Origin of the sequence: Actinoplanes sp. NBC_00393 (assembly GCF_036053395.1) — a bacterium.
GTDB lineage: Bacteria > Actinomycetota > Actinomycetes > Mycobacteriales > Micromonosporaceae > Actinoplanes.
In genome coordinates this window covers 3,713,452-3,727,858 of record NZ_CP107942.1, presented here as the reverse complement: position 1 = coordinate 3,727,858, position 14,407 = coordinate 3,713,452, and the positions used below count along the sequence as shown (strand labels likewise).

8 protein-coding genes are annotated in these 14,407 nt (G+C 72.3%); all 8 read left to right on the top strand.

The genetic code is table 11. The features are described from left to right. Position 1 precedes the first annotated feature (1 nt). The 8 genes from OHA21_RS17610 (at position 2) to OHA21_RS17575 (ending at position 14,381) form a co-directional block, all read left to right on the top strand. Positions 2 to 1,639, top strand: coding sequence for a polymer-forming cytoskeletal protein (locus OHA21_RS17610; RefSeq protein ID WP_328475128.1), 1,638 nt, complete (start codon positions 2 to 4; stop codon positions 1,637 to 1,639). Further along, positions 1,626 to 1,946, top strand: a complete 321-nt coding sequence (locus OHA21_RS17605; RefSeq protein ID WP_328475127.1) for a hypothetical protein — start codon at positions 1,626 to 1,628, stop codon at positions 1,944 to 1,946. The genes OHA21_RS17610 and OHA21_RS17605 overlap by 14 nt, the downstream gene beginning before the upstream one ends. Next, positions 1,943 to 3,196 (top strand): lanthionine synthetase C family protein, encoded by a 1,254-nt coding sequence (locus tag OHA21_RS17600; protein WP_328475126.1) that lies wholly within the window; start codon positions 1,943 to 1,945, stop codon positions 3,194 to 3,196. The genes OHA21_RS17605 and OHA21_RS17600 overlap by 4 nt, the downstream gene beginning before the upstream one ends. After that, complete coding sequence (locus tag OHA21_RS17595) at positions 3,193 to 6,126, top strand: lantibiotic dehydratase (RefSeq protein WP_328475125.1); 2,934 nt, start codon at positions 3,193 to 3,195, stop codon at positions 6,124 to 6,126. Before OHA21_RS17600 ends, OHA21_RS17595 begins: the two co-directional genes overlap by 4 nt. Further along, positions 6,123 to 9,674 (top strand): eCIS core domain-containing protein, encoded by a 3,552-nt coding sequence (locus OHA21_RS17590; protein ID WP_328475124.1) that lies wholly within the window; start codon positions 6,123 to 6,125, stop codon positions 9,672 to 9,674. Before OHA21_RS17595 ends, OHA21_RS17590 begins: the two co-directional genes overlap by 4 nt. Positions 9,675 to 9,693: 19 nt before the next feature. After that, positions 9,694 to 11,802: a hypothetical protein gene (locus OHA21_RS17585; protein WP_328475123.1), complete on the top strand. Its 2,109-nt coding sequence runs from the start codon at positions 9,694 to 9,696 to the stop codon at positions 11,800 to 11,802. Positions 11,803 to 11,808: 6 nt separating this feature from the next. After that, the gene (locus tag OHA21_RS17580; protein ID WP_328475122.1) at positions 11,809 to 13,758 is read left to right on the top strand and encodes an eCIS core domain-containing protein; all 1,950 of its coding nucleotides are present in this window, start codon (positions 11,809 to 11,811) and stop codon (positions 13,756 to 13,758) included. Positions 13,759 to 13,859: 101 nt separating this feature from the next. Then, a complete protein-coding gene (locus tag OHA21_RS17575; RefSeq protein ID WP_328475121.1) occupies positions 13,860 to 14,381 on the top strand; it encodes a hypothetical protein in 522 nt (173 codons plus the stop codon). Positions 14,382 to 14,407 lie beyond the last annotated feature (26 nt).

The following is a 14,407-nucleotide window of genomic DNA, read 5'->3' as shown; positions in this document are numbered from 1 at the left end:
GATGAGCAACCCCGGACTGGTCCGCACCCAGTACTGGAACATGAGCGGGCCGAACCCGACGCCGCGGACCGGTCTGACCTCGCGGGCCGAGTCACGCACCGACATCGAGGGCTACGTCCTGCCCGCGGACGCCGCCCGCAGCACCGCGCTGTACGACTGGGGCGTCAGCGGCGGCCTGACGGTCACCGCGACAGCGGGCGCAGCGGGGATCACCGTGGCGCTGGGCACCGCCCTGGACGCCGACGGCCGGGTGATCGTGCTCGGCGACGGCGGTCTCGCCATCACCGACCCGCAGGTCCCGCCGACCGGGGTGCAGAACATCCCGACCGTGCCGGTCGGGCCGAACGGGGTCGTCATCGACACCGCGACCGTCGCCGCGGGCCGCTATCTGCTCACCGTCAGCTGGCGTGAGGTCGAGGTGGCCGACGCCGGTCTGTTGCTGCTGCGCCAGGCGCCGTGGCTGCGGCTCACCGATCCCGGGCCGTTCACCGACGACGGCGTCCAGCTCGCGCTGGCCACGGTCGACCTCAACGCCGGTGGCGCCGTCGACGGCCTGGAACCGGGCCTGCGCCGGCTCGCCCGGCCGGTCACGGGAGCGCTGGTCGTGTCCCGCATCGACGCCGGCCAAGGCGCCACGCTGTCCGCCGGGCAGACCCGGTCGGCCCTGCTCGCGCCCCGCGCCGACGGCGGCGTCGAACTGCACCTGCTCGCCGCGGCCGGCCCGGCCCGCCGGGCGCTCGCGGTGACCGGCGCCGCCGCCGATCTCGAACTGGACGGCGGCCTGCGCGTCGCCCGCGCGGTCGCGCTGGCCTCCGCGCTGTCGGTGGGCGGCGGCGCCGAGGTGACCGGCGACCTCAGCGTGACCGGCAACCTGAGCACCGGCGGTGACCTGGCCGTTGCCGGCGACCTGACGATCGACGACGACCTGCAGGTCACCGGCGACCTGCGGGCGGCGACCAGCACCCTGGCGGCGCTGACCGTGAGCGGCAGCGCGACGCTGACCGGCGCCGTGCAGGCCGCCGGCGCCCTGACGGTCACCGGGACGGCCACGCTGCAGACCCTCGCCGTGCGCAGCACCACGACGATCGGGGCCGGCGGTGACGCGTTTCTGGTCACCCGGCACATCGTGGGCAAGCAGTCGGGCGCCGACGGGCCGGACGGGCTGTGGCTCAACTGGAACACCGGGCAGACCGTGCACGTCGGCGGCGCCAGCCCGGCCGACCTGGAGGTGTCGCACAACGTTCTGGCCGGTAACCGGCTCGGCGTCAAGAACCCGAACCCGCGGTTCGAGGTGGACGTGGCCGGCACGGTCTGCGCGATCACGTTCTGCAACCCGTCGGACGTACGCCTCAAAACCGGTGTCACCGGCCTGACCGGTGTCCTGGACCGGCTGGCCGAGGTGCAGGCGGTGACGTTCGTCCCGGCCGACGGCGAAGCCGCCACGATCAGCGGCCGACGTGCCGGGGTCGTCGCTCAGCAGGTGCAGCAGGTCTTCCCCGAGCTGGTGGTGCCGATGGGTGACAGCGATCTGCTGGCCGTCGACTACGCCGGCCTGGCCGGGGTGCTGGTGGGCGCGGTCAACGAGCTGCGGGCGGCGGTCACCGCCCTGGAAGATCGGCTCGGCGATGAGCGTCGATAGACGCACCGGCAACGACGAGTTCGATCTCGACCTCGTCTGGGGTGAGCTGAGCCCGCACGCAGCCCTCGAGCTGTATCTGCCGACCACCAACGAGCAGCCCGGGGAGACGTGCGACAGCCACGCGCCCACCTGCCCGAGCACCTGCCGTGCCACCTGCCCGGACACGTGCCGCGGGACGTGCCCGGCCACCTGCCGCAACACCTGCGAGGAGACGTGCCGCCGGACCTGCCCGGAGACCTGCCGGCCGTGCCAGACGCAGGCGCAGACCCACTGCCCGACCGAACAACCCGGCTGCCGGCGACCGTGACCGCCGAGAAGGTAGCCGAACTGCTCGCGGACCGGATCACCGACCCGGCCCGGCTCACCGGCGCGGTCGCGGCCCTGGCCCGGCAGTCCCGCTACGCCGACCTGCTCCCGTGGCGGCCGGCGAGCCTGTCGACGGGCAACGCCGGGCTGGCCGTGCTGTGCGCCGCGCTGGACCGCCACCGGCCCGGTGACGGCTGGGACCGGGCGGGTCACCGGCAACTGGCGACGGCGGTTGCCGCGGCTTCGCCGTACGATGTCTCGCTCTTCTCCGGCCTCGCCGGGATCGGCTTCGCGGCCACCCTGCTGGCCGCCGGCCGGCCCCGCTACGAACGTCTGCTGTCCGCGGTGGACGCGACCGTCGGGCCGGCGGCCACCGCCGCGGCCCGGCGCCTGCAGGCGGCGCACGGCTGCGCGGCGAGCGACCACGACCTGATCTCCGGGTTGACCGGCACCGGCGCCTACCTGCTGGCCCGGCCCCCGGCGGCCGCGCTCACCGACATCCTGGCGGCGCTGTCCGGGCTGCTCGCCGACCGCGGCCATCCACGCCGCTGGCACACCCCGGCCGACCTGACCGCCGGCACGTTGCGTGACTACTTCCCGCGCGGGCACCACAACTGCGGGCTGGCGCACGGCGTGCCGGGCCCGCTGGCGCTGCTGGCGCTCGCGGTGGCCGAGGGTGTCGAGGTGCCCGGCGCCCGCGACGCGATCGAGGTGACCGTCACCTGGCTCACCGAGCATCAGGTGGGCACCGCGGACGCGCCTGACTGGCCGGACGCCGTCGCCCTGGACGACCCCGGTCCGCCGGAACGCGTGGGGGAGCCCGGCCGGGCCGCCTGGTGTTACGGGGCGATCGGTGTGGCGCGCAGCATCTGGCTGGCCGGTGTCGCGCTCGGCCGCGCCGAGTGGACGGACGTCGCGGCCCGCACGATCCGCGCGGTGGCGGCCCGGCGGCCGGACCGGTGGTGGCTGTCCACCGCCGGCCTGTGCCACGGGCGCGCCGGGCTGTTGCAGGTGCTGAGCCGCTTCGCAGCAGACCTGCACGACCCGGCGATCGCGGCGAGCGCCGAGACACTGGCGTGCGGTCTGGCCGCCGAATACGACCCGGACACCCTGCTCGGGATGCGCATCGCCGAACCCGGAGGCGTTCTGGTCGACCATCCGGGACTGCTGGACGGCGTACCGGGCGTGGCCCTGGCCCTGCTCGGCCCCTCACCGGAGTCCTGCTGGGATCGGATGCTGCTGCTGTCATGAGATCCCGGCCTGCGTACCGCGTGTTGTCCGGACCGGTGGTCCGGGCCCCGTTGCTGCCCGCCGCGGCCTTCGCCGACCCCGCCGAGGATTGGTGGGCTGACGAGACCGTGCGGTTCGCCGTGGCGGTGGCCTCGCCGGACCTGCACGCCGCGCTGCAGTCCGGCAAAGCCGGCGCGCGTGCCGCTTTGCAGCGCTACCTGATCCGCGCGGCGACCCGGCCGACCCCGTTCGGCGGGTTCGCCGCCGTGGCGGTGGCCCGCTGGGCCGAGCGGACCGATCTGGTCATCGCGCCGGGCTGCAGGCCGACCCGGACGCGGCCCGACATGGCCTGGCTGACCGCTGTCACCGAGCAGCTCAGCCGCGAGGACGGCGGCCGCTGGTACGCCAACACCTGCGTCCTCGCCCACGACGGCCGGCTCTATCTCGCGGACCCGGCGACCGGCGGCCGGCACGGCGGGCCGGACGTCTCGCTGCGCGCGACCGGCCCGGTCCGGCGCGCCCTGGCACTGGCCCGTCCCGGCATCGACGCCGCCGACCTGCACCGGCAGCTGCTCGCCGCCACGCCGGGCGCCACCGCCGAGAAGGTCGACCGGCTGCTGCAGCAGCTGCGCGACCAGCAGTTCCTGCTGCCCGAACTGCCTCCGGCGCTGCTCGGCGACCCCCTCGGCCACGTGCTGAAACGCCTGGACCAGATGCCGTCGGCGGCCGCGGCGCAGTGGTCGGCGACGCTGACCGCAGTCGGCGCCGCCTGCCGTGCCGTTGACGACGCCCCTGACCGGACGGCCGCGCTGGCCCCCGCCCGCGCGCTGCTGGCCACCGCCCGCGCGCTGCTGGCCGAGACTGCGGTCGACGCCGCCCGCGCCGACGTGCAGGTCGATTCCGCGCTGCCGCTGGCCGCGACCGGGGTGACCCGCCTGATCGCGGACGACGCCGCCGCAGCGGTGGACCTGCTGTTCCGCCTGCAACCCGGCCGGTCCTGGGATCCGCTGGCCGGCTACCGGCAGGCCTTCCACCGCCGCTACGGCGACCAGCGCCGGGTGCCGCTGCTGGAGCTGCTCGACCCTCGGTTCGGGCTCGGCCACCCGTCCGATTTCGAGGGCGCCGCGGGTGCGCAGCAGCGCGATCCGCGGGTGGTACGGGACCTGGTCGCCGCCGCGATCCGGGACGGCCGCCGCGAGGTGCTGCTCGACGACGACCTGATCGGCCGGCTCACCGACGGTATCGCCCCACCGGATCACGGTGACCTGCCGCCGTCGCTCGAGCTGAGCGTCTTCGTGGCCGCGCACGACCGGGCCGCCCTCGACCGCGGCGACTACCGACTGATCATCGGCCCCAATCTGGGCGGGCAGTCGGCCGGGCGCGGGCTGGGCCGGTTCGCCGACCTGCTGGGGGCGCCGGCGTACGACCTGCTCACCGAGGCCGCCGCAGCCGAGCCGGCGGAACCCGGCGCCGTGGTCGCCGAGCTGGTGTACCGGCCGCTGCGGGCCCGCTCGGCGAACGTCGCGGTCCGCCCGCTGGTCCGCGGCTACGAACTGCCGGTGGGCGTGGCGCCCACCCTCGCACCGGACCGGGTCGTGCCCGTCGACGAACTCTCGGTCGGTCTGGCCGACGGCCGGTTCCGGGTGTGGTGGGACACCGCCGGCCGTCCGCTGGTGCTCACCTGCGGGCACATGCTCAACCCGGCCGCGGCGCCGGCGCTGTGCCGCACCCTGCTGGAACTCACCGCCGACGGCCAGGTCGACCTGAGCGCCTTCGACTGGGGGCCGATGACGGACATGCCGTTCCGGCCGCGTCTGCGCCGCGACCGGATCGTGCTCAGTCCCGCCCAGTGGCGGCTCGCCGACGCCGATGTCGACACGTGGCGGGACCGGTGGCGCGTCCCGCGGCTGGTCTATCTGGCCAGCGCCGACAATCGGCTGCTGCTGGACTTGGACGAGGACAGCCACCGCCGCCAGCTCGCCGCGGCCGTCCGCGACGGCGGTGATGTGACTGTGCACGAGGCGTTGCCCGGCCCCGAACACGCCTGGTTGCCCGGGCCGGGCGGGCGCCACCTGGTCGAGATGGTCGTGCCGCTGGTCCGGGCGACACCGGCCCGGACCCGCAGAGCGGCACCGGCCCGAGCGTGGACGGACGCCGAACGCCGCCGCCCGCCCGGCTCCGACTGGCTGTACGTGACCCTCGACGGCCCGACACGCACCGAAGACGAGCTGATCGCCGGGCCGCTCGGCGAACTGGCCGACCGCATCGTCGCCCGCGGCGACGCGGACGGCTGGATGCTGGTCCGCTACTCCGATCCGGCCCGTCATTTGCGGCTGCGCTTCCACGGCGCACCGGCCACGCTGCTCGGGCGGGTGCTTCCCGAGGTGACCGGCTGGGCGGCGCAGGCCATCCGCGCGGGGCTGCGGACCAGGATGAGCATCGAGACGTACGAGCGTGAGCTGGAACGCTACGGCGGACCCGACAGCACCGCGCTCTGCGAGCAACTGGCCTGCGTGGACTCGACCGCCGTACGCGAACTGCTAGCCGTCCTTCGCCGTGCCGGCCTGGACCGCATCGAACTGGCCCTGGTCAGCATCGCCGCCCTGCCGGCCGGGAAGGACCGGCCCCAGTGGGCGGGCCCGGCCGGCGGACGACGATTCCGCGACGACAAGGCACGCCTGCGCACCCTCGTCGACGCGTGCGGCACCGGATACTGGACCGGGCTCGGCCCGGGATGGGAGCACGTCGGCGCCGTGCTCGCCCACCGGCGGCAGCGGATGAACCCGCTCGTCGAGCAACTGCCGGCCTGGCCCGACCTGGCGCCCAGCATCGTGCACCTGCACGCCAACCGGCTCGGCCTCGACCGCGCCGCCGAACAGCTGGCGCTCGGACTGCTCGACCGCACGCTGCGATCCCTGCAAGCTCACCGGCCGGCGGAGGTGCGGACATGAGCGCGACCCCGGTACGCACCCACCGGCCGGACGGGCCCGCCGGTGTCTCGCGCGAGCCGGCCTCCCGGCGGCCCCGGACCCCAGATCTGCCGAGCCTGGTCGGCAACCAGATCTTCACCTCGATGATCCAGCGCGCCCCCGCCGACGACGACGCGCACGAGCGGGAAGCCACCGAGGTCGCGGCGGAACTGACCGGCAGCGCCACCCCGGAACAGGGCGGACCCGCCGCCGCGGAGCTGGACCGGGCCGCGGCGCCGGACGACGGCCCGGATCTCAGCGGCGACGTGAACGCGGCCCGCGGCGGCGGGCGGCCGCTACCCGCCGAGGTCCGGGCGGTGTTCGAGCCGGCGTTCGGCCTGTCGCTCGGAGCGGTCCGGGTGCACGACGGCGAGCAGGCGCACCGGCTCAACCAGCGGGCCGGCGCCGAGGCGTTCACCTCCGGCACCGACATCTTCTTCCGGCAGGGCCGCTTCCGCCCGGGCACGGCGGCGGGCTCCCACCTGCTCGCCCACGAGCTCGTCCACGTGCTGCAGCAGCGCGGCGCCGCCCCGGCCCTGCAGCGCAAACCGCGCCGCGGTGGGGCCAGCGATATCGAGACGCTGGACTACAGCGTGGACGTCCCGGCGAGCGTGCAGTCCATGGAGGAGGTCTTCCGGCTCTACGAGCGGGTGGCGTTCGGCCGGGAGACCCACTCCGAGTGGACCTGCGGCGGCGGCAACTGCGACGTGGCCAAACGTCGCGGGCGCCGGGTCAGGTTCCAGGTCCAGCGGCTCCGCGTCGAGGCGTCTGACCGGCCCGACAACACCGCGGACAAACGCAAGAAGGCGAAGGAGAAGCTCGGCGCGATGTCGGGCGCCGCCCGCGCCGAGATCAACAACGAGGCCGACCGCCGCTACGCCGAGCTGACCGGCGCCAAGAAGACCGACAAGATCCGCAAGACCGAGTCCGGCAACGTGCGCACCTGGGAGAACCAGCTCGCCGAGGTCATCGGCGAGGCCGAGCAGCTGGAGAAACTGCCCCCGGCGATCAAGGAGCTGCTCACCGGCGGGTCCACGCCGCTGCCGCCCAAGGACTACCCGCAGTTCCTGCGGATCGCCGGCAAGCTGGCCACCCTGTCCCCGGAGGACCTCGCCGCCTTCAAACTGCTCGCGATCCGCGGCACGACCGACATCAACCTGTTCGAGAAGGCCGTCGACATGTTCATCGCCCGCAAGGCGGAACTGGTCAAGGCCCTCGAGAAGCAGCAGCAGGAGCAGAAACAGAAGCAGGGCGACACCCTGCAGGGCGCGCTCGATGAGCGGCTCAAGACGATCGACGATCGTGCCGTCGCCACGATGTCCGAGGATGATCGGTACGAGCTGGCCCGCAAGATGACCTCGGAGCTGACCGACGCGCAGCTCAAGTACATGAAGGACCATCCGGGCGAGACGCTGAAGGACTTCGGCAAGTCGGCGCTGATGCTCAACACCCCGGACCAGTTCCGGGCGATCGGCCAGGACCTCGCCGAGGCCGCCAACGGCGACGCCAACGCGTGGGCGCGCTGGGCTGCGGGCACCGGCGCGGGCGCGAAGATCTCCGGCTGGCTGCTGGCGCTGGCCGGCGTCCTCTACGTCGCCTCGTGGCTGACTGGCATCGGCGAGCTGGTGACGATCGCGGCGGCCGCGGCCGTGCTGCTCGGCACCACGATCACCCTGTCCGCGGTCGAGTCCGAGCTGCGCATCAAGGCAGCGTCGCAGGCCAAGGACCCGGCGGAGTTCAAACGGCACGTGCAGGCCGCCGCCGCGGCACGGGCCAACGTCATCGTCTCGGTCGGCCTGATCATCATCGCGGTTGTCCTGCACGTCACCGCGAAAGCCGCGTTCCCCAAGACCGTGCAGAAGATCTCCCGGTCGATGGCGGTCCTGCGCGAGAAGATCAGGATCAAGGGCTCGGTGTACGACCTGAAGCCCACGATCGTCTCCGAGATGAAGTCCTACCGTGGGGAGCTGGTGGCCGCTTGCGACGCCGCCAAGGCCGACGCGGTCGCGCTGTCCAAGGAGCTGTCCGCCCTCAGCACGGACGAGTTCGTGAAGCGGCTCGAGTCGGGCAAGGGTGACTTCCTCGACCAGTCCAAGGCGCCCAAGGAGCAGCGGGTCGACTTCCGTGAGCTGGCCAAGTCGCCGGAGGGGCGGGCGGCGATCGAGGAGTACCGGCAGCGGCTGGTCGACGCTCTCGCCAAGGACGTCCCGGCCGAGCTGGACGGGCTCCGCAACGAGTACACGTCGAAGATCGACAAGTTCGTTGAAGAGGTGGAGGCCGCGAAGACACATGAGGACCTGGGGGCGGCGGCGGACAAGTTCGAGCCGACGTTGACTGAGGACGGCATCAAGGCGTACCTCAAGGGTCGTCAGGATGCCGTCACCGCTGCGAAGATCGCCGCTGAGCAGGATGCGCTGGCGAAGCAGGCGGCCGCGCAGCGGGCGAAGCAGGCGGAGACCGCCCCGGCGTCAGAAAAGCCGGTGCAGCCGGCGACCGAGAAGCCGGCCACTGAGAAGCCGGCGACCGAGAAGCCGGCGACAACCGAGGCCCCGGCGGTCACCGAGGCGCCTGCGGCAACCGAGGCCCCGGCGGTGGAAAGCTCGGTGACCGAACAGCCGGCCGCCACGAAAGCGCCCGCCGCGAAGAAGCCCGCGCCGAAGAAGAAGCCCGCGCCGAAGAAGATGGCGGCACCGAAGAAGAAGCCGGCGGGCAAGGAGCCCGCCCGGCCGGCGGCGGAGCTTCCGCCCGGAGTCAAGTCCGGCAAGCTGCGGCAGAAGGCGCTCGAAATGATCGCGGCGCTGCCCGAAGCGGAACGGCTGAAGATCGAGGAGGCCCTGCGCAAGCTGCCGCCCGAAGAGGCCGGGAAGATCCTCACCGAACTCGGGAAGGCCGGCGACGTCGAGGCCTTCAAGGACGCCGTGGAGCGGCGCGGCGAGCCGCCCGCCGAGACGCCCGAGGGCCCGGAGCAGCCGAAGTCTGCGCTGGATCCGGACGCCAAGCCGCAGCTCGGCGAGGGCGAGGGGATGTCCGAGTTCGAGAAGCGGCCGCCCACCCGGGTCAGCGAGACGCAACCGGGCGTCAGCCGGGCCGCGCTCAAGGGCAGGATGGAGCCTCCACCATGGGCGCGGGGCCGCTCCGAGCTGTGGAATCCGCACCACCTGATCCCGATGTGGCTGGAGAACCACCCGGTCCTCGAGGTGCTGCGCGCGCACGGCGGCTGGGACCACAACGCGGCCCGCAACGGCTTCGCGCTGCCCACCCGCCCCGGCATTAAGGGCGCCGAGAACCTGCCGGTCCACCAGGTGACCGGCGAGGTGCTGCGCGAGGCGGGCCGCCCGCCCTCGCCGGAGCTGGTCCGCGAGCTGCAGGGCCATCCGGTCTGGAACGAGAAGGTCCGGGCCCGGCTGGAACAGCTGCGCCCGTTCATGGACGACCCGGTCACCCTGCGGGCGAAGGTCGAGGCGCTGATCGACGAGCTGCGCGCCGAGCTCGAGAACGCGGCCAACAGCGGCCGCAAGGTCCTGTTCTGACGAGACTTGAGGAGATCGGATGAGCCTCACCGGCCTGATCCGTACGCAGTACTGGAACGTCAGCGGCCCCAACCCCACGCCACGCAGTGGGAACACGTCGCGGGCCGAGTCACGCACCGACTTCGAGGGCTACCTGCTGGCCGCCGACGAGGCCCGGGACCAGGCGCTGCTCGGCACGGGCGTCGCCGCGGGCCTGCGGGTCTCCGCGGTGGCCGGTTCCTCCGGGATCACCCTGGGTCTCGGTACGGCGATCGACGCCGAAGGCCGCATCGTGGTGCTCGGCGACGACGGTGTCGCGGTCGTCGACCCGCAGGTCGGCCCGGGCGGCGTGCAGAACATCCCGACCGTGCCGGTGACCGCGTCCGGGCTCATCTTCGACACCGCCGGCGTCAGCGGCGACCTGCTGTTCACCGTCACCTGGCGTGAGGTCGAGGAGGTGCAGGACGGGCTGATCGTGCTGCGCCAGGCGCCCTGGCTGCGGTTGGTCGACCCGGCCACGTACCTCGATGACGGTTTGCAGTTGGTTCTCGCCCGGGTGGCCCTCGACGCTGCCGGGCTGGTGCAGGCGCTCACCCCCGGAACGCGCCGGCTGGTGGCGGTCACCGCGGGCCGGTTCGAGCTGCGGCTGCCGGGCGGCGCGGCGGGCACCCCGTTCGCCGCCGACCAGCGGCCCGCCGCGCAGGTGGGCCTGACCGGCGACGGCGGGCTGAGCATCGACATGCTGCCCGCCGGGGGAGCGGCCACCCGGGTGCTCGGCGCCGACCCGACCGGCAGCCATCTGACGCTGATGGCGTCCGGCGGTGACGTGGGCATCGGGTTGCGCGGTGGCCCGGCCCGGCGCACCCTGCACGTCGAGGGCGGCGAGATCCACAGCGGCGGGACGGGTGGCGGGTTCTCGTTCGCCGACCGCTCCACCGGCGGCGGGTTCGTCGACGTGCCAGGCAATGGGCAGCGCTGGGTCTGGTACGCGCTGGGCGGCGCCGCCCGGCTCTGGTCCGGCGCCGACTGGCTCACGCTGCGCCCGCAAGGCGGTGGCGTGCGGCTGGAGACCGCCACCAACCTCGAGCTGGGCAACTCGCTGACCGTCGCCTCGACCGTCGGGATCCGGCAGAACCGGCTCTCCCTCACCGGGGATGCGGGCTGGAGCAGCCTGTCGTACAACGCGGTGCACGACGCCGGGAATCGCAACTGGGTGTTCCCCGATCCGAGCCGCCCGGCCGTGACCGTGGAGATGGACGACGCCGGCGGCAACGCGCGGTTCGCGGTGTTCACGACCACGCCGGCCGACACCCGTGCGTGGCAGTTCCGGATGGGCATCGACGGAACCAGTGGAAAGCTGTCCGTGCCGGGCGGCGCCAGCTTCGACGGGGTGGTGTCGGTGAACACCGCGACGCCGAACCCGCAGCTGGTCGGCTCGGTGAACGTCACCGCGGCCAGCGGCACCGCGATCTGCGCGACCGCGCAGGACGGCACAGCGGTCACGGCGGTGGCGAACAAGGCCAACCGGGTCGGGCTGGCCGCCATCGGCTCACCGACCGCCGCGCAGTTCACCGGCAACGTGTCGGTCAGCGGAACCCTGTTCGCCGCGGCGAAGCAGTTCGTCATCGACCATCCGCTCGACCCGGACAACCGGGTGCTCGAACACGCCAGCGTCGAGTCGTCCGAGCGGGCCGTCGTCTACAGCGGCACGGTCAGCTGCGACGCGGACGGCACCGCCACGGTCCGGCTGCCGGACTGGCTGCAGGCGCTGGCCACCGACTTCCGCTACCAGCTGACCTGCGTCGGCAGCCACGCCCCGGTGTACGTGTCGCGGCCGGTCGAGGACAACGCGTTCACGATCAGCGGCGGCACTGCCGAACTCACCGTCTCGTGGCAGCTCACCGGGGTCCGGCACGACCCGTGGGCGCAGCATCACGACCTGGTCGTCGAGCAGGACAAGGACGAGCGGGAACGTGGCTTCTACCAGAACCCGGAGGCGTACGGGCGGGACCTGACCGCGAGCGTGAACTGGGTGCGCAACGACGAGGTCCTCACCGCCCACCCGATCCTGGCCCGGCAGATCGTGCGGCAGCAGGCTGAGTACGAGCAGCTGCGCACGCACGAGCAGAACCTGCGCCGCTCGCAGTAGGACGCCATGAGCGAATCATTCGCGCACGACCATGCTGTGACGCCGCAGCCCGGCCCGGTCCTGCCGTCGCCTCGCCGCGATGTGGCGCCGCACTACCTGGCGGAGCTGCACGGCAGCATCGGCAACCAGGCCGTCGGCGACCTGCTGTCCTCCGCCCAGCCGCTCGAATCCAGCTTCCGGGCGTTCATCGAGTCCCGGCTGGCACACAACTTCGCCGGGGTGCGGGTCCACACCGGTCAGTCCGCCGCCCGCGCCGCCCGGCAGGTCGATGCCCAGGCGTTCACCGTCGGCGACGACATCGTCCTGGACGCCGACTCACCATCACCACACACCCGGGAGGGCCGGCGGCTGCTCGCTCATGAGCTCGCGCACGTGGTGCAACAGCGCGCAGGGACCGCAGGATCGCAAGCCGGGGGAGCCGCGGAGCGCGAGGCCGATGCCGCGGCCACGGCGGTGACACGGGGCCAGGCGTACGCCGTGACCGCCCGCACCGGCGTCACCCTCGCCCGGCAGCCGAAACGCCGGACGGCGAAAACCCTGGACGAGGAGCTGGACGAGGAACTGCAGAAGAACACCCACGACCCCAAAACCCTCGACCCCAACCATCCCCAGTACGCCAACACGCTGCAGGACTACGGCTTCAAACTGACCCACGAGAAGTTCGACCTGCGCACCGAACCCAAGAACGCCAAGGCCAAAGCTGCATGGAAGCGGCGATTCCGCAAGAGCGAGCTGCTGGCCGGCCGGATCCTGTCGCAGAGCGGCCCGCGGGTGGAACAGAAGGAGAGCCGCGGCCAGATGCTGGCGACCGATCTCGCCACCGCCGGCTTCGTCGACGAGGCGATGGCTCTCGCCCGCCAGCTCACCACCCGCGACAACCGGACTGCGGTGTACGACGCCGCCCTGACCCGGCCCGACAAGCTGAAACCCGCCCAGGTCGCCGAGATCACCAAGTTCCATGTGAGCCGGCAGGTCGCGCTGACCGCCCATCCGGTGCTGGAGAAACTGCAGAGCGCCGACGGCTCCGGCATGACCCCGGATCAGATCAACGCGGGCCTGGCCGAACTCGTGAAAGGTTACGAGAAGAACGCCGACCTGCCGAAGGAACTGGCCCGGGTCCTGTTCTTCAATCCGGGAGGCCGGCCGGGATTCACCACACGGATGATCAGCGAGGGAAAGGGCGCACTGCTCAGGAAGGTGTCGGAGCAGAACTTCTTCGTCGAAGGAGCACAGATCACCACACCGAAGAACGTGGTCAAACCATCGGAGGCGACACTCGCCTGGGCCGTCGCCAACAAACAGAAGGTGGCGGTGGCCGACATCCTGGCCCTCACCAGCGCGGCACAGACACCCGTCAAAGCACCCAAGGCGTTCGACGCCAAGAGCCTGAAGGCCTGGCTCGAGTCGAACACCGAAATCATCGGCCAGGCCGTCAAGAAGCAGCACCCCAACGACCCGAAAGCCGCGCAGGCGCTGCTGCGTCAGATCACCGGCGCCTTCATGTACCACGTCGAGGCGAATGTGGACCCCGACCTGAAAGGCAAGATAGGCCACCTGACCGCGGCCGGACCGCAGAATTCACAACTCAAGGTCGACTGCGACGTGCTGGCCACCTATTCCGTACGGCTGCTCGTGCAGAGCGGCTTCACCCCGGTCGGTTACATGGCCATCGACCCCACCGACAAGTCCCGGGCGGGTCACGCCATAGCGCTGCTGCAGCACGGCAAGGAATGGCACGCGATATCGAACATGAGCTCCCGGACCTTCCCGGCGACGACCACCAGGGAACAGGCTTTGAAAATGCTCCGGGACTTCGGCATCAAGGAGGCGTACGACGCCAGCCGCCCGCTCACCGGCTACCAGATCTTCTACAAGGACAGCGACGCGCAGGGAACGCTGCCCACCGAAGTACGCGACAGCGACCCCACCGCCCTGATGTCCGACCTGAGCAAATGACCGCAGACGTGGTCCCACGAACGGACGGTTGCGCGCGCGGCCACAGAAACTACTTTGGAGCGTGAGCCGCGGTTGATTCCAGCGACGAGCACGGGGGCCGAGTGAAGCTGTCCGACGTTCTGCAGATCATCTCCGTTCTCGCCGTCGCGGTGGCGCTCATGTTCAACTACCGGCAGGCCCGGGAGACCGGCCGGCAGGCGAGCGAGGCCGCCCGTCAGGTCCAGGTCTCGACGTCGATCCTCAAACGCGATGTGGACCGGCAGCTCGAGCACTATTCCACCGAGATGCTCGCGTCGTTCCTCACGCCGGACCCGAAACTGCTGGAGTGGTTCCTCGCGACCCGGGGGATCAGCGCGGGCACGCACGAGGAGAACGTACGCCGGCTGTTCCTGTTCGTCCGCACCGACGTGCACGCTTTCGCGTACGGCAGCCATCGTTCGGACCAGCTCGCCGAGGAATCGTGGACGGCCTGGCTGAAGGTGATCCAGCTGGATTTCGCCACGCCCGAGTTCCAGGCACTCTGGCCGGCGATCCGCGACCAGTACACAGCCGATTTCGCCGCCTTCGTCGACGCGGTCCTCGCCCGCCCGGCAGCGGCCGTGCAGACGGTTCGCCAGCGATGAGAATGCGGCCGCGGCCGTCACCGCCG